We start from the raw sequence: 15,418 nt of genomic DNA, 5'->3' as shown, positions 1-15,418 counted from the left end.
GCTTCCTCCCCCGCCGTCCGCCTGCGGCCGACACCTCCCCCTGGCGGGGGAGGATTGAACACTAAATGTCGATCCGCCCCAGGCGCGGAGCTCAGGCCCGGAAGGTCCGTTTCGAGGTGCAATTATCCTCGACTAGGTCCCAGTCGATATCGATGCCCAGGCCCGGCCCTTCCGGCGCGTGAATATTGCCGTCGGCGTCCATCAGGTCGCGCAGGCTCTGCTTCATCGGCAGCTGGAACGTGTCCTCGGGCACGAACAGCTCGAAATATTCCGAGTTGCGCACCGCGCAGGCGACATGGATGTTGGCGACGTCCATCGGCCCCATCGTCGTGGTGTGCAGCTCGCAATTCATGCCGTGCGCCTCGGCGAGGTGGCAGGTCTTGAGCGTGCCGGTGATCCCGCCCTTCCACGACACGTCGGCGCGGACCATGTCGAGCGCGTCGGCCTTGATCGCCTGCGCCACGCCCCAGGGGCCGCCGCGCGTCGTCTCGGTCCCGACGATCGGGATGTCCACTGCGGCGCTGAGCTTGGCATATTTGTCGAGCTCATAGTCGCGGAACGGCTCCTCGAACCAGTAATAGTTGAGCTTCTCCAGATGCCGCGCGACCTTGATCGCCTCGTGCAGCGAATATTCGGCGACCGGGTCGGTCATCAGGATCATGTCCGGGCCGACCGCGTCGCGCACCGCCTGGTGGATCTCCATGTCGAGCGCGCTCGGTCCGCACGGATGCACCTTGTACGCCTTGAACCCGCGCTCCCTATAGGTGAGCGCCTCGCGCACATAGGCGTCCACATCGGGCAGCCACAGGCTGCTGGCATAGACGGGCAGGCTGGTGCGGTAGCTTCCCAGATACTGATGCAGCGGCAGCTCCGCGGTGCGCGCCGCGGCATCCCACAACGCTACGTCGATCGGGCCGGGCAGGAACACCGGGAAGAAGGCGCCGTGCCGGTCGATATTCCAGAAATCCTGCCAGATCCGCTCGCGGTCGTGGATGCTGCGGCCCATGATCACCGGCGCGATCACATCGCTGAGATAAGCGTCGGTCACCGCGGCCGAGCGCGCCGCCCAGAAGGTCGCGATCCCCTCGATCCCGTCACTGGTGGTGATGCGGCCGACGCCATAGGCCCAGGGCATCGGCGCGGCGCCCTCACGCTCCTCGTCGAACAGCCCCTTGGGGCGCTTGCACATCCAGGTCTCGAACTTCTCGATGCGCATCGCGGCGCCTCTCCTCGCAATTAAAACTTGTCTTACAGGATAAGCGGCGATGCGACGGCTGGCAAGTTTGCCCCTCCCTTACTACCGTCATGCTGAAACAAGTTCAGGATGACGGTTTGGGGCGCCGCTTCCGCACCTACTTCACCGGTTCGCCGGCGACGATCGGTGCCAGGATCTTGATCAGCGCGTCATCGAAATGCTGCGCCATCGCGCCTGCCGCTGCGCCCGGATCGCGCGCCACGACCGCGGCGACGATATTCTCGTGCAAGTCCTGCACCCGCTTGAGCTCGGGGCTGGCCGACCAGCGCTCGATCCCTTCCTGCATCGATGCCGCGATGAGCTGGCGGAAGGCGTCGATCAGCAGCGTGTAGAGCGGATTTCCGGTCGCCCGCGCCAGCCGCGCATGGAGTTCCAGATCGAGCTCGGCGTAGCGCTTGGCATTGCCGAGCCTGGTGGCCATCTCGCGCACGATCTTCTTGAGCTCCGTGGCGTCTTCCTCGCTGCGCCGTTCGGCGGCGAGTGCGACCATCGTGATCTCGATCCCGCGGCGCATCTCGAGGATATTGCGCGTGTCGGCCTGGCCGGTCACCAGCGCATTGCCGATCACGCGCGACAGCATCTCGCCATCGACCGGGACGATCGTCGCGCGCTTGCCCACCGCCATTTCGACCAGCCCCGTCGCGGCGAGCGTGCGCATCGCCTCTCGCACCACCGGGCGGCTGACGCCCAATGTCAGGCTGATCGTCGTCTCGCTGGGCAGGCGCGCGCCGGGCCGAAGCCGTTCGTCGGCGACGTGGCGATAGATATAGTCGATGACGTGATCGACCAGGCCATTCGTCTTCGCGCCACCGCCGGCCACTTCTTCCGCCTTCGTTCCCAACCCTATTCCCCTGTGATCGTGACATGCGCTCCGCGCGCGGTGCCGGCCCGCTCCCCCACCCGGCCTCCCGACGCCAGTATCATATGGGTAGCGGGGTGGGGGAGCGGGTCGGCACCGTATTCCAAACAAACAGGCTCTTAGCAAAATCACGCTTGCCTTCGCCATGCAAACCGCTACTAACCTGTCATACAGGATTAGCGAGCCGAGCCGCCGTCAGGGCGCGCCGTGAGGATGCCGATGACGACCACTCTTGCCGAACCTGCGGAGGCGCGTGCCACCGCGCCGGCCTCTCCAGGCGGTCGCTATCGCTGGGTGATCTGTGCGCTGCTCTTCGCATCGACGACCATCTGCTACATCGACCGGCAGATCTTCGGGTTGCTCAAGCCGACGCTCGACGCCGAGTTCGGCTGGTCCGAAACCGCCTATGGCGATATCGTCGCCGCCTTCTCGCTGATGTACGCCTTCGGCTATCTGCTCGGCGGGCGACTGATGGACCGGATCGGGGTGCGCGCCGGGCTCGGCATCGCGGTGTTTGGCTGGAGCCTTGCCGCGGCCGCGCATGGCCTCATGTCCAGCGTGCTCGGCTTCAAGATCGCGCGCGGCGCGCTCGGCATCACCGAGGGCGGAAACTTCCCGGCGTCGATCAAGGCGGTGCGCGAATGGTTTCCACCGCAGGAGCGCGCCTTCGCCACCGGCATCTTCAATGCGGGCAGCAATATCGGCGCGATCGTCACTCCGGTCTCGCTGCCCTTCATCGTCGCGCTGGTCGGCTGGCGCGCCGCCTTCCTGATCGCGGGCGGCCTGGGCCTGATCTGGCTGGTGCTGTGGCTGCGTTTCTACGAGCTCCCCGAGCGCCAGCAGCGCCTCTCCGCCGAGGAGCTCGCCTATATCAGGCAAGGCGACGACGCCCCCGCCGAGCCGGTCAAGTGGCTGTCGCTGCTGCGCTATCGCGGGACCTGGGCCTATGTCGTCGGCATGCTGATGACCAGCCCGGTGTGGTGGTTCTATTTGAACTGGGTCCCCGGCTTCCTGCACGACCGCTTCGGCATCGACATGATGGGCTCGATCGGGCCGCTGGTGGCGATCTACCTGATCGCGGACATCGGCAGCATCGCCGGCGGCTGGCTGTCGTCGCGGATGATCAGGGGCGGCATGCGCCCGGTGCCGGCGCGGCTCGCGACGATGCTGCTGATGGCGCTGTGCCCGATCCCGGTCGCGTTCATCGCCGGCGTCTCGAGCCTGTGGCCCGCGGTGATGCTGATCGCACTTGCGGCGGCCGGGCACCAGGGCATGTCGGCCAATCTCTACACGCTCGCCTCGGACACCGTCCCCTCGCGCGGGGTCAGTTCGGTGATCGGCATCGGCGGTTTCGCGGCGGGCATCATGGGCATGTTCGTCGCTATGGCGGTGGGCCGCATCCTCGACGCGACCGGCGGCAACTATGCCGTGCTCTTCCTCAGCGCCGCGCTCGCCTACCCGCTCGCCGTGCTGGCGATGGCGCTGATCCTGCGCCGCTCGCGCGCCGCAACCGCATCCACTCCGGAGCCATGATGACCGACAACGAAATCTTCGACCTGTTCCGTGCCGAGCTGTACACGCCTGTGGTGGGCGACATCCTCGACACGCTGGGCTGCGTCCACCAGTTCCTGCCCCAACCGATCCAGCCGATGCTTACGGCCATGAAGCTGGTCGGCCGCGCGATGCCGGTGCTGATGATCGACGTCTATGGCGAGCAGGCGCAGCCCTTCGGCAAGCTGACCGAGGCGCTCGACCAGCTCGAGCCGGGCGACATCTATCTTGCCAGCGGCGGCGAGATGCGCTGCGCCTATTGGGGCGAGATCCTCACCGCGACGGCGCGGGCGCGCGGGGCGAATGGCGCGGTGGTCAACGGCTATCACCGCGACACGCCGATGGTGCTGGAGCAGGATTGGCCGGTGTTCAGCCGCGGCCGTTTCGCGCAGGATTCGAGCGTGCGGACCAAGGTGATCGACTATCGTTGCCCGATCGAGGTGGGGCCGGTGACGGTGCAGCCGGGCGATCTGGTGTTCGGCGACCTCGACGGCGTCGTCGTCATCCCGCGTGCGCATGAGGCCGAGGTGATCGAGCGCGCGTTGGAGAAGGCGCGCGGTGAGAAATTGGTGCGCAAGGAGATCGAGGCGGGCATGTCGAGCACGCAGGCCTTCGCCAAGTACGGGATTTTGTGAGTCGAGAATGACGACCGCATTTCGCATCCACGCGCAGGACAATGTCGCGACCTTGCTCGGCGACGGCGAGGGCGTGGTGACGCTGATCGGCGGCGATACGGTCGCGCTCAACGAACCGGTGGCGATGGGACACAAGGTCGCGCTGGCGGACATTGCCGCGGGCGAAGCGGTAGTGAAGTTCGGTATCGCCATCGGCACCGCCAGCATCGCGATCCGCGCGGGCGACTGGGTTCATCTGCACAATTGCACCAGCCGCTTCGACGAGCGGTCGGGCGGGTTCGACATCGTCACCGGCGCGGCCAAGGACATGGCCTATGACTGACACCTTCGATCGCCAATGGACCGGCTGGCTGCGTCCCGACGGACACAAGGGCATCCGCAACCTCGTCCTCGTCATCTACACCGTCCAGTGCGCCGCGCATGTCGCGCATGCCATCGCCGCAGGCGAGGAGGACGTGCAGGTCATCGGCTTCCCCGGCTGCTACGACAACCAATATGCGATCCGGCTGGTGCTGAGCCTGGCGCGGCATCCCAATGTCGGGGCGGTGCTCTCGGTCGGGCTCGGCTGCGAATATACCCAGCCGGCGAGGATCGCCGAGGCGGTGGAGAAGAGCGGACGGCCTGCTGCCTCTTTCTTCATCCAGGACGTCGGCGGCACCCGTTCCTCGACCGAGAAGGGCAAGGCGATCGTCGCCGAGTTGCGCGAGACGATCCGCCGCACCAGTCCGCGCGTGCCGATGGGCTTCGCCGATCTGACGCTGGGCGCCGAATGTGGCGGATCGGACGGGACCAGCGGCCTTGTCGGCAACCCGGCGGTCGGGCGGCTGTTCGACCGCGTCGTCGATGCCGGGGGATCGGCGATCGTCGAGGAGATCGTCGAGATGATCGGGCTGGAGGACATCATCCTCGCCCGCGCCGCCGACGATCGCGCCCGCGCCGAGCTCGCCGCCGCCTATGCCAAGGCCGAGCGCTATTGCCGCGAGGTGCGGCAATATTCGGTGTCGCCGGGCAATTTCGCGGGCGGGCTGACGACGATCGAGGAAAAGAGCATGGGCGCCTTCGCCAAGAGCGGTTCGCACCCGATCCAGGGCGTGATCAGGGTCGGCGAGCAGCCGCCCTGGCCCGGCCTATGGGTGATGGATTCGGTGCCCGACCCGCACTTCATGCAGTTCGGCTACACCAACCCCAACGACACCGAGGGGATCATGGACCTGATCAGCGGCGGCAGTCAGATCGTGCTGTTCGTCACCGGGCGCGGCAGCGTGATCGGATCGCCGATCGCGCCGCTGATCAAGGTCACCGGCAACAGCCGCACCTATGCCCGGATGGAAGAGGATATGGACTTCGACGCGGGCCGCGTGCTGGCGGGACAGCTGACGCTCGACGCGGCCGCGGACGAGCTCGGCGCCATGGTCGCCGATGTCGCGGGCGGCCAACCAAGCAAGCCCGAGGCGCTCGGGCACCGGGAGTATTTCGTGATGTACAAGCACCAGGACACGCCGGATCTGGACCGGGGGTGCCGCAATGCCGCTTGATCCGGCCAAGGCCTTCCGCCTCGACGGCGAAGTCGCGCTGATCACCGGCGGCGGCAGCGGCCTCGGCCTCGGCATGGCGAGGGCCATGCATACCGCGGGCGCGCAAGTCGTGCTGGTCGGGCGGCGCGAGGAAATGGTGCGCGGCGCGGCCGAGGAGCTGGGCGAGGGCGCGCACTGGGAGGCCGCCGACGTTACCGAATTCGCATCGCTGCCCGCGCTGGTCGACCGGGTAATCGCGAAGACCGGGAAGGTCTCGATCCTGCTCAATAATGCCGGAATCAACTTCAAGAAGCTGGCGGTGGACACGCCGGTCGAGGATTTCTCGACCATGCTCGACACGCATGTCCTGGCCGCGCATGCGCTGACCCGGGCGGTGCTGCCCGGCATGGTCGAAGCGGGGCATGGCAGCATCATCTTCACCGCGTCGATGACCTCGCTGATCGGCATGCCCGGCGTCGTCGCCTATTCCGCCGCCAAGTCCGCCTATGTCGGCATGGTCCGCGCGCTGTCGTGCGAGGTTGCGGGCCAGGGCGTGCGGGTCAACGCGATCGCCCCGGGCTGGATCGAATCGCCGATGCTGCGCAGGGCGCTGGACGGCGATTCGGCGCGCTCCAACCGCATCCTCCAGCGCACCCCAATGGGCCGTTTCGGCGAAGCCGAGGATATCGGGCTGGCCGCCGTCTATCTCTGTTCCCCCGCCGCGCGCTTCGTCACCGGCGTCCTGCTGCCCGTCGACGGCGGCGCTTCCCAAGGGTTCTGATCTCCAATGACCGACACCATGCCGCTCTCGCTGCATCCCGACCGCCTGTTCCCCGCCGACCCCGGCACCCGCGCCATCGCCCGAGAGCTCTACAATTCGGTCAAGGACCTGCCGATCGTCAGCCCGCATGGCCATACCGACCCGTCCTGGTTCGCGAGCGACGAACCCTTCGCCAATCCGGCGGCGCTGTTCATCATTCCCGATCACTATATCTTCCGCATGCTCTACTCGCAGGGCGTGGCGCTCGAGGAACTGGGGGTGCCGCGGATCGACGGCGGCTGGACCGAGAGCAACCCGCGCAAGATCTGGCGGCGCTTCGCCGAGAATTTCCACCTGCTGCGCGGCACGCCGAGCCGGATGTGGCTCGACCATGCGTTCCACGCGATCCTCGGCATCACCGAGCGGCTCTCGCCCGCCAATGCCGACCGCATCTACGACCAGATCGACGCCAGGCTGAAGACGGACGAATTCCGTCCGCGCGCGCTGTTCGAGCGGTTCGGGATCGAACTGCTCGCGACCACCGAGGACCCGCTCGACGACCTGCGCCACCACCGCGCGATCGCGGCGAGCGGGTGGAGCGGCCGCGTCGTCACCGCCTTCCGCCCCGACAACGTCACCGATCCCGAGCATCCGCGCTTCCGCGAGGCGCTGCCCGAGCTTGGCCGCATTACCGGCGAAGACGTGACGAGCTGGGACGGCTATCTCGCCGCGCTGCGCAACCGCCGCCGCTACTTCATCGAACATGGCGGCTGCACCTCGACTGATCACGGCCACCCGACCGCGCATACCGAGAATCTTCCGCAAGAAGAGGCGGCGGCGCTGTTCGGCAAGATCGTCCGCGGCGAGGGCGACGCCAACGATGCCGAGCGCTTCCGCGGGCAGATGCTGACCGAGATGGCGCGGATGAGCCTGGACGACGGACTCGTCATGCAGATCCACCCCGGCGCGCTGCGCAGCCAGAACCCGGCGGTGACCAACGTGTTCGGCGAGGCCAAGGGCGACGACTGGCCCTCGCGCACCGAATATGTGAATGCGCTCAAGCCGCTGCTCAACGCCTATGGCAACGAGCGCGATCTGACGATCATCCTGTTCACCCTCGACGAGAGCAATTACGCGCGGGAGATCGCGCCGCTCGCCGGCCATTATCCCGCGCTGCGCATCGGCCCGGCCTGGTGGTTCCACGACAGCCCCGAGGGGATGCGCCGCTTCCGCGAGCAGGTGACCGAGACCGGCGGCTTCTACAACACCGTCGGCTTCAACGACGACACGCGCGCCTTCCTGTCGATCCCTTCGCGGCACGACATGAGCCGGCGGGTGGACTGCTCGTTCCTCGCCCGCCTCGTCGCCGAGCACCGGCTGGAGAAGGACGAGGCGTTCGCGGTGGCGCAGGATCTGGCGTATAATCTGGTGCGGCAGGCCTATCGGCTCTGATTCCCGCCCGTCACCCCAGCGAAAGCTGGGGTCTCGTGCCACAAACCGTTCGCTTGCCGCCGGAGATCCCAGCTTTCGCTGGGATGACGATAATCAGGTCACGATCTCGCCTGGCCGGCCGTTCACCCGCACATTCTCCATCCGGATATTGCGCGTGTCGCGCGCGATCAGTTTCTGGCGCTCGCCCTGGTCGGTCAGACGCACGTCGATGTCCTTGAGCAGGAAGTCCGAGATCGCCGTCGTCGGATTGCCCGAGATGTTGCCGAACCGGCGCGTCGTGCCCTTCACATCCTCGATCACCACGTCGCGGATGATCGCGCCGGGCATGCGCGGCTCGACCCTGGTGCCGTGGGTCAGGCGCGCATTGACGATCAGCCCGACCGCGGGATCGCTCTCGCTGAAATTGGGCTTGCCATAGCCGTGGAACACTTCGCCATTGTGCCATTGGCCCCCGCCATAGGGCGTCGGCGCCTCGGCCAGCCGCACGCCCTTGACGCGCAATTTCTCATAGACCTGCCCCGGCGTGTCGGGACGCACCTTGAAGCGGATCGTCGGGATGTCGCCGACATTGGTGATCCGCTCGACGCGCACGTCGCGCACGATCGTCGCGTTGCTGCCATAGGTGACGCAGCCCAGGCCGTGCTCGAACACGCAGTCATGGATGTGGATGCGCTCGACCGGCGGCGCTTCCTTGTACGCCGCGGCGCCCGGCCCCTGCGTGCCCTTCAAAGCGATGCAGTCGTCATCGACTGAGAAGCGGCAGCGGCGCACGACGATGTCCTGGCAGCTGTCGAGGTCGATCGCATCCGAGCTCGGCGCGCGGATCTTGTGCGGTACCTCGAAGCTGCAATCCTCGATCACCGAGCGGCGGCAGCGATACATATGCAAGTTCCAGAAGGCGGCGTCCTTGAACGTCACGCCGCTGACCAGTACGTCGTCGCAATCCTCGATCGAGCAGAGCTGGGGGAAGTGGTACTGGACCTTGACGCCCTGCACGCTCTCCTCGGGCGCGCTGAAGAACATCCGCCAGAACGGATCGCCGCCGCCGTCGATCGTGCCCGGGCCGACGATGCGCAGCCCGTGATTGTGCTGGGCGTTGATCAGGCCGAGGCGCAGCGCTTCAGGAAACGCCTCGACGAAGCGGCGCAGCACTAGCGGATAATCCGAGAGGTTGGGCGAGCCGCGGAGTACCGCACCCTTGCGCAGCTCGATCCCGACGCCGGGCTTGAGCCAGATCGACCCGCTGACGAACACGCCGGCGGGCACCGCGATCATCCCGCCGCCGGCTTTGGCGCAGGCGTCGATCGCATTCTGGATCGCGCGCGTGTTGATCGTGCGCCCGTCGCCGACCGCGCCATGGCCGCGGATATCGACGACGTGGCCGCGGGCAATGACCGGAGCCGCGGGCAATGCCAGCAGCCCTAGCGTCGTTCCGTGCGTCAGAAACTCACGGCGTGTTCCCATCCTAGGCTCCCCTCTCGAACGATTGCGTGAATTCGGCCGATGAGGCCATGCGATTCATCACTTGTCATACAGGTATATCTGTCTTACAGGTTTGGCGTCAAGCAAGCCAAAGGCTGCAATACGGGGAGGTTGAAATGGCGAAAAACTTTCGGAGTCACGAGCTGAACCTGTCGATCGCCGCATTGGCGGTCGGCCTGTCCTGGGTGGCCCCGGCTGCAGCGCAGGAAGCGTCCACGCCGCCGGCGCCGCCTGTGCAGGAGACCAGCGACGAGGTGATGGACGTCACCGTCACCGGCTTCCGCGGGTCGCTTGAGAAGTCGCTTCAGACGAAGCGTAACGAGATCGGCGTGGTCGATTCGATCTCGGCTGAGGATGTCGGCAAGTTCCCCGATTCGAACCTGGCCGAATCGATGCAGCGCCTGCCCGGCGTCGCACTGGCCCGCGGCGATGGCGGCGAGGGCAAGACCATCTCGGTCCGCGGCCTCGGCGCGCAATTCACCCGCGTTCGCCTCAACGGCATGCAGGGATCGAGCTCGACCAACTCGTCGGATATCCGCTCCGGCTTCAATACATCGCGCTCGTTCGACTTCAGCACGTTCGCGTCGGAGCTGTTCAGTGAACTGACCGTGCGCAAGACCTATTCGGCGGACATCGACGAAGGATCGCTCGGCGCGACGGTCGACCTGCTGACGCCGCGGCCGCTGTCCTATGCCGACGACTTCACCTTCGCAGCGAGCGCGCAGGGCACCTATGACGACCTGCGCGAGAAGTTCAGCCCGCGCGTCACCGGCCTGATCTCGAAGAAGTTCCTCGACGGCACCTTCGGCATCGCCGCCTCGATCGCCTATACCAAGCGCTACACGCGCGAAGAGGCGTGGTCCGCAGTCGAGGTGTATCGCGGCACCCAGCAGGGCGGCTTCTGCTCGCCGGTCGGCTATCCGACTCAGAATCCGGCGAGCAACGTCCCGCTCGGCACCGATGCGCTCAACTGCGCGACCGGCATGCCGCGCCTGCCGGGCACCGCGCAGAACGTCGCCAATTACGAGACCGCGCGCAACGCGTTCATCTATCGCAGCCCGCGGTGGCTGCGATCGGATCAGGACTATTCGCGGCTCGGCGCGACGATCACCCTTGAGGCGGAGCCTGCCGAGGGCACCAAGTTCGCGCTCGACGGTCTCTATTCCTGGTATGACGTGACCCGGCGCGACTACAGCTTCGCCGCCAACTCGTTCGCGCGCGGCCTCAACAACCACGGCCAGCCGCTGACCTCCGTCACCGACATCGTGACCGATCCGTTGGGCAGCACCCTGTATGCCCAGTTCAACGGCATCGACATCTCGAACGATATCGCGCTGCGCAAGTACACGACGACATTTCGGCAGATCAACGCGAGCTTCTCGCAGGAACTGGGTAAGCTGACGATCGACGCCTATGCCGGCCTGTCGCTCTCGACGATGCACAATCCGGTCTCCACGCAGATCAGCTTCTTCGCCAACGACGTCAATAATTTCTCCTACGACTTCCGCGGCGGCGGCAACGTGCCGGTGATCAACTGGGGCTTCGACACCACCAACGCCGCTAATTACCTGTTCTCGCCCAACGTCGTGGTGCAGACCAGCCCGACCACCAGCGTGACGATCTTCCGCAATCTGCTGAACAAGGGCGACAACAAGGAAGATACCGAGAACCTTACCGCCGAGTTCAATGCGACCTATGCGCTGTTCGACGGTTTCAAGGTTCGCGCCGGCGTTCAGTACCGGGAAGGCAATTACAGCCGGTATACGCGGAGCCGTGCCGGCAACTTGACCACAGGCTCGTTGCCGGCCGGCACCGCCATGAGCTCGGTAATGACGCTGGTCGACGGCTTTGGAAAGTCGATGCCGGGCGGCGTCGGCGGGTCCTGGCTGGCGCCGGACTATGATGCGATCGACAAGCTGATCAACTTCACCAACGACGACAGCGGCACCTATGCGCTCGCACCGATTCCGGTGCGCGACACGCTGAGCGAGAAGGTGACCGGCGCCTATGGCATGGTCGAATTCGACGCCGACATCGGCGTGCGGGTGCGCGGCAATGTCGGCGTGCGCTATGTCCATACCAATCAGAGCGGGCTGGGCACCGTGGTCGGTGTCTCGCGCACGTTGACCCGTGAATATGACGATTGGCTACCCTCGGCCACCGTCACGATGGACCTGACCGACAAGCTGATCCTGCGTCTGGCCGCCGCGAAGGTCATGGCGCGCCCGGAACTCAACCATATCCTGCCGGCAGGCGTCACCATCGCGCTCAACACGCGCACCATCGGCGGGCCGAACTTCTATCTCGACCCGATCCGCGCCAAGACGGTGGATGCCAGCCTCGAATATTATTTCGGGCGGCGCGGGCTGATCGCGATCGGCGGCTTCTACAAGGATATCGACAGCTATATTCAGTCGATCGGGGAATCGATGCCGTTCAATCAGACCGGGCTGCCGCTGTCGTTGATCGAGGGTTCGGGCTATTCGCCGGATCAGGAGTTCACGGTCAACAGCCGGCAGAACACCCCGGGCGGCCCGCTCAAGGGCCTCGAGGTCAATATCCAGACCGGGTTCGAATTCCTGGGCGATACCTTCCGCAATTTCGGCATGCTGGCGAACTACACGTTCGTCGACTCCGAGATCATCTACTGCAAGAGTACGGCTTTGCCATGCACCGGCGCGGGCACGATCGTCCGCGATCTGGTGAACCTTTCCAAGCACGTGGCGAGCGGCACGCTCTATTATGAGGACGAAAAGTTCAGCATTCGTGGCACCGCGACCTATCGCGACAAGTATCTGCTGACCGTGCCGACCTCGCGCATCGATCGTGACACAGGGGTGAACGACGTGCAGGGCGCGAAATCGACCGTCTTCGTCGATCTCGCCGCATCCTATCAGGTCACGCCGCAGATCCAGCTGCGCCTCGAGGCACAGAACATCACCAACGAAGCGCTGGAATATTATTACGACTCGGTGCGTCAGGATCCCTATTACACGGGCTTCACCGGGCGGAAGTTCAGCGCCGGCGTCGCGTTCAAGTTCTGACGCAGCGCGCGATTTGAATGCGAAAAGCCCGGCCTGGCGACAGGCCGGGCTTTTCCTTGTCCGCAAGCCAAGGAGAGATAGCAGATGCCCAGTTCGATCGACCGCCGTGCTTTTTTGGGCGCTGCGGGTGGCGCAGGGGCGCTGCCATTGCTCGCATCTGCTGCGGCGGCGCAGGAGGCGGACGGCAGCAGCACCGCGCGCGCGAACGTCAAGCTGCCCTATCAGGAGGAAAGCCGTGCCCGCCGCATGCGCTGGTGGCACGAGGCGAAGTTCGGGATGTTCATCCATTACGGGCTCTACAGCATCATCGGGCACCAGGAATGGGTGATGGAATCGGAAGGCATTCCGATCCCCGAATATGAGCGGCTGGCTGCCAGGTTCCTGCCCACGCCCGGCGCGGCGCGCGAATGGGCCCGTCTCGCCAGGCGCGCGGGACAGAAGTACATGGTGCTGACGACCAAGCACCATGAAGGCTTCTGCCTGTGGGACACGGCGACGACCGACTATAATTCGGCGAAACAGGGGGCGAAGCGCGACATCGTGCGCGAGTTCGTGGAGGCGGCGCGCGCGGAAGGGCTCCGGGTCGGGCTCTATTTCTCGCTGATGGACTGGCATCATCCCGATGGGGCGCGATGCAAGGACGATCTCGCGGCGCGCGAGCGCTTCGTCGCCTATACCCATGCGCAGATCCGCGAACTGCTGAGCAACTACGGCAAGATCGACATCCTCTGGTACGATGTCGACTGGCCGCTGACGCCCGAACAGTGGCGCGCGGACGCGATGAACAAGATGGTGTTCGAGCTTCAGCCCGACATCATCGTCAACAACCGCAATGGCCTGGACGGCGATTTCGGAACCCCCGAGCATCGGATCACCGCCGAGGCTCGCGCATGGGAATCGTGCAACACGATGAACTATGGCTGGGGCTATCAGCGCACCGATGAGGAATGGAAGCCGGCCCGCAAGCTGGTCAACGACCTGACCTTATGCGTGCAGCAGGGCGGCAACTATCTGCTCAACATCGGCCCGGAACCCGACGGATCCGTGCCGCGCGCGTCGATCGAGACGCTGGAGCAGGTGGGGGCGTGGCTGCGGACCAACGGCGCCGCGATCTACGACGCGGACGGGCGTGCCGCGGGGGCGTTCGGCAACTACACCAACTTCACCAAGGCGAAGGACAAGCTCTACATTCACGTCTATTTCTGGCCGTCGAAAAGCCCCGCGGCGCAGACGCTGGACGTGCTGCGGCCCGAGACCGTGGTCGCGGTGGGCGGGGTACGGAGCAAGGTGCTGTCGGCGCGCCTGCTCAAGACGGGACAGCCGGTGCAGTTCACGCAGGACGCGATCGCGCTGCGGCTGACCGGGCTTCCCGATGAGGCGCCGGACTATCCGACGACGGTGATCGAGCTGACGTGCGAGGGACCGCCCTATGTGCGCCATCACCTGATCCGTCCGGAATGGCCGCGCTACGGCGTCAATATGGGGGGTAGGCGCAGCAGCTAGCGGGGTTTGAGCCAGCGGTCGGCAAAGGCGATGAAGTGGTTCCAGTCGCTCGCCGTCAGGGCATGGGGGCCGGTGCGGATGTGATAGCCGATCCGCGACTGGATGGGCCGGTCGGGCGGCGGCATGTCCGACGCATCCAGCTCGCCAGCGCCGAGCAGGCGGTAGACGGGATCCGCGCCCCTGGCGGCGAGGAACTCGCCCTGCGGGTCGGCCCACCAGTCCTCGGTCGCACTGGCGATGTAGACGGGGCGGGGCGCGGCCAGGGCGATCAGCATATGCGCGTCGACGGGCAGTTTGTTCTCGCGCTCGGCGAAGGTCTTGAAGCGCGGTGCGAACCAGTAGTTGTTCATCACGCGGATCGTCTCGCCGAAATTGCGGCGGTAGAGCGCGGCGCCGCCCTCGCCCGAATTGTTGGCGATCACCATCGCGAAGCGCTCGTCGCGCGCGCCCGCCCACAAGGCGGCCTTGCCGTAGCGGGAGTGACCGAACACGATGACACGGTGCCGGTCGACGGCGCGGTCGGTGGCGAGATAGTCATAGACGCGGCTGAGGCCCCAGGCCCAGGTCGCGATCGCGCCCCAATGCTGCGGGTCGGAGGCGCTGGTGCCGAAATAGGGCTGGATGCTTTCCGCAACCTTGTCGTCGGCATCGGGATAGAGATCGCCGGTGAAATAGGTGGCGACGCCGTAGCCCGCCTTGAGGATCGCCTCGACCGGCCATTCGGACGCGTCGATGCCGCGCGAATGCAGCGTCGCGCTGCCCTTGCGGATCCCGGTTGCCGGGGTGACCCAGCCGGGCGTGATGTGGATTGCGGGATCGGGATGGATCGCCTGATTGCCGTGGAAGTTGGGCCCGACGAATACCGACACGGGGCCGCGTGCGTGTGCGGGCAGATACAGCAGCACGCGCATCTGTGGGCCGTCGTGCCGCCCGTCGAGCAGGATCGTCACCTGCCGCCGGACCGCGAGGCCGCCCAGCGCGGCGCGCTCCTGTTCATCGACGATGTAGCGCTGCCGGAGAGGGCGGGGCGCGGTGCCGTAGATGTTCGCTTCAAACAGGGCGATCAGTTCGGCGCGCCGCTTACGCCAGTCCCGGGCGTTCCGCACGCGCCGGCCATCGGCGGCAACGAGCAGATCGGGGAGCTGATAGGCGCCCGCTTTGGCCTCGTCCGCATTGCCGTCGAGTTGTGCCGCGGCGGGCGTGGTGCAGGCGGCAATCGCCGCTGCAAAGGCCAGAATCTTGAGTCCAGTGCGCCGCATCGCCCCTCTTCCCGACCTCTCCCGCGGAGGCGCAATGTTGTTGTCATACAGGTTTTCAAAACATATGATAATAATATGTTCGTGTGGAAGCATGGCAAGCCATA

The 15,418-nt window shown here is 65.9% G+C and carries 12 protein-coding genes; 8 read left to right on the top strand and 4 right to left on the bottom strand.

Going from position 1 to position 15,418, the window contains the following annotated elements; translation table 11 throughout:
• Positions 1-91: 91 nt before the first annotated feature.
• A complete protein-coding gene (locus tag VGD28_RS16065) occupies positions 92-1,216 on the bottom strand; it encodes an enolase C-terminal domain-like protein (protein WP_331029363.1) in 1,125 nt (374 codons plus the stop codon).
• Between the two features lie 136 nt (positions 1,217-1,352).
• The gene (locus VGD28_RS16060) at positions 1,353-2,075 is read right to left on the bottom strand and encodes a FadR/GntR family transcriptional regulator (RefSeq protein ID WP_331029362.1); all 723 of its coding nucleotides are present in this window, start codon (positions 2,073-2,075) and stop codon (positions 1,353-1,355) included.
• Positions 2,076-2,333: 258 nt separating this feature from the next.
• Here VGD28_RS16060 and VGD28_RS16055 point away from each other — a divergent pair, with 258 nt between their 5' ends.
• Genes VGD28_RS16055 through uxaC form a run of 6 tightly spaced genes read left to right on the top strand, consistent with a single transcriptional unit; the run spans position 2,334 to position 8,026 of the window.
• Positions 2,334-3,647 (top strand): MFS transporter, encoded by a 1,314-nt coding sequence (locus VGD28_RS16055; protein WP_331029361.1) that lies wholly within the window; start codon positions 2,334-2,336, stop codon positions 3,645-3,647.
• A complete protein-coding gene (locus VGD28_RS16050) occupies positions 3,647-4,300 on the top strand; it encodes an RraA family protein (protein WP_331029360.1) in 654 nt (217 codons plus the stop codon). Before VGD28_RS16055 ends, VGD28_RS16050 begins: the two co-directional genes overlap by 1 nt.
• 7 nt (positions 4,301-4,307) lie before the next feature.
• Complete coding sequence (locus tag VGD28_RS16045; protein WP_331029359.1) at positions 4,308-4,622, top strand: UxaA family hydrolase; 315 nt, start codon at positions 4,308-4,310, stop codon at positions 4,620-4,622.
• Positions 4,615-5,835, top strand: coding sequence for a UxaA family hydrolase (locus tag VGD28_RS16040; protein ID WP_331029358.1), 1,221 nt, complete (start codon positions 4,615-4,617; stop codon positions 5,833-5,835). The genes VGD28_RS16045 and VGD28_RS16040 overlap by 8 nt, the downstream gene beginning before the upstream one ends.
• Positions 5,825-6,595 carry an SDR family oxidoreductase gene (locus VGD28_RS16035; protein ID WP_331029357.1) on the top strand — a complete coding sequence of 257 codons (771 nt, stop codon included), beginning with the start codon at positions 5,825-5,827 and terminating at the stop codon, positions 6,593-6,595. Before VGD28_RS16040 ends, VGD28_RS16035 begins: the two co-directional genes overlap by 11 nt.
• Before the next feature lie 6 nt (positions 6,596-6,601).
• Complete coding sequence (uxaC, locus tag VGD28_RS16030; RefSeq protein ID WP_331029356.1) at positions 6,602-8,026, top strand: glucuronate isomerase; 1,425 nt, start codon at positions 6,602-6,604, stop codon at positions 8,024-8,026.
• Between the two features lie 93 nt (positions 8,027-8,119).
• Here uxaC and VGD28_RS16025 read toward each other — a convergent pair whose 3' ends face one another.
• The gene (locus VGD28_RS16025) at positions 8,120-9,490 is read right to left on the bottom strand and encodes a glycoside hydrolase family 28 protein (RefSeq protein WP_331029355.1); all 1,371 of its coding nucleotides are present in this window, start codon (positions 9,488-9,490) and stop codon (positions 8,120-8,122) included.
• Between the two features lie 134 nt (positions 9,491-9,624).
• On the opposite strand from VGD28_RS16025, the gene VGD28_RS16020 reads away from it, so the two are divergent.
• Both VGD28_RS16020 and VGD28_RS16015 read left to right on the top strand, forming a co-directional pair.
• A complete protein-coding gene (locus VGD28_RS16020; protein ID WP_331029354.1) occupies positions 9,625-12,552 on the top strand; it encodes a TonB-dependent receptor in 2,928 nt (975 codons plus the stop codon).
• An 84-nt stretch (positions 12,553-12,636) separates the two neighbouring features.
• The gene (locus VGD28_RS16015) at positions 12,637-14,055 is read left to right on the top strand and encodes an alpha-L-fucosidase (RefSeq protein ID WP_331029353.1); all 1,419 of its coding nucleotides are present in this window, start codon (positions 12,637-12,639) and stop codon (positions 14,053-14,055) included.
• Here the strand turns inward: VGD28_RS16015 and VGD28_RS16010 are convergent.
• Positions 14,052-15,314 carry a hypothetical protein gene (locus VGD28_RS16010; protein WP_331029352.1) on the bottom strand — a complete coding sequence of 421 codons (1,263 nt, stop codon included), beginning with the start codon at positions 15,312-15,314 and terminating at the stop codon, positions 14,052-14,054. The genes VGD28_RS16015 and VGD28_RS16010 overlap by 4 nt on opposite strands.
• Positions 15,315-15,418: the final 104 nt, after the last annotated feature.

The organism is Sphingomonas sp., assembly GCF_036402235.1.
Lineage (GTDB): Bacteria > Pseudomonadota > Alphaproteobacteria > Sphingomonadales > Sphingomonadaceae > Sphingomonas.
Note: the sequence above shows the minus strand (reverse complement) of the source record. Positions and strands in the feature narration are given on the sequence as shown.

What these genes read in the sequence shown, in the direction of transcription:
- VGD28_RS16065 (WP_331029363.1), bottom strand. Translation starts at nt 1,216, where the DNA reads ATGCGCATCGAGAAGTTCGAGACCTGGATGTGCAAGCGCCCCAAGGGG.
- VGD28_RS16055 (WP_331029361.1), top strand. Translation starts at nt 2,334, where the DNA reads ATGACGACCACTCTTGCCGAACCTGCGGAGGCGCGTGCCACCGCGCCG.
- VGD28_RS16010 (WP_331029352.1), bottom strand. Translation starts at nt 15,314, where the DNA reads ATGCGGCGCACTGGACTCAAGATTCTGGCCTTTGCAGCGGCGATTGCC.
- VGD28_RS16050 (WP_331029360.1), top strand. Translation starts at nt 3,647, where the DNA reads ATGACCGACAACGAAATCTTCGACCTGTTCCGTGCCGAGCTGTACACG.
- VGD28_RS16045 (WP_331029359.1), top strand. Translation starts at nt 4,308, where the DNA reads ATGACGACCGCATTTCGCATCCACGCGCAGGACAATGTCGCGACCTTG.
- uxaC (WP_331029356.1), top strand. Translation starts at nt 6,602, where the DNA reads ATGACCGACACCATGCCGCTCTCGCTGCATCCCGACCGCCTGTTCCCC.
- VGD28_RS16025 (WP_331029355.1), bottom strand. Translation starts at nt 9,490, where the DNA reads ATGGGAACACGCCGTGAGTTTCTGACGCACGGAACGACGCTAGGGCTG.
- VGD28_RS16035 (WP_331029357.1), top strand. Translation starts at nt 5,825, where the DNA reads ATGCCGCTTGATCCGGCCAAGGCCTTCCGCCTCGACGGCGAAGTCGCG.
- VGD28_RS16040 (WP_331029358.1), top strand. Translation starts at nt 4,615, where the DNA reads ATGACTGACACCTTCGATCGCCAATGGACCGGCTGGCTGCGTCCCGAC.
- VGD28_RS16020 (WP_331029354.1), top strand. Translation starts at nt 9,625, where the DNA reads ATGGCGAAAAACTTTCGGAGTCACGAGCTGAACCTGTCGATCGCCGCA.
- VGD28_RS16015 (WP_331029353.1), top strand. Translation starts at nt 12,637, where the DNA reads ATGCCCAGTTCGATCGACCGCCGTGCTTTTTTGGGCGCTGCGGGTGGC.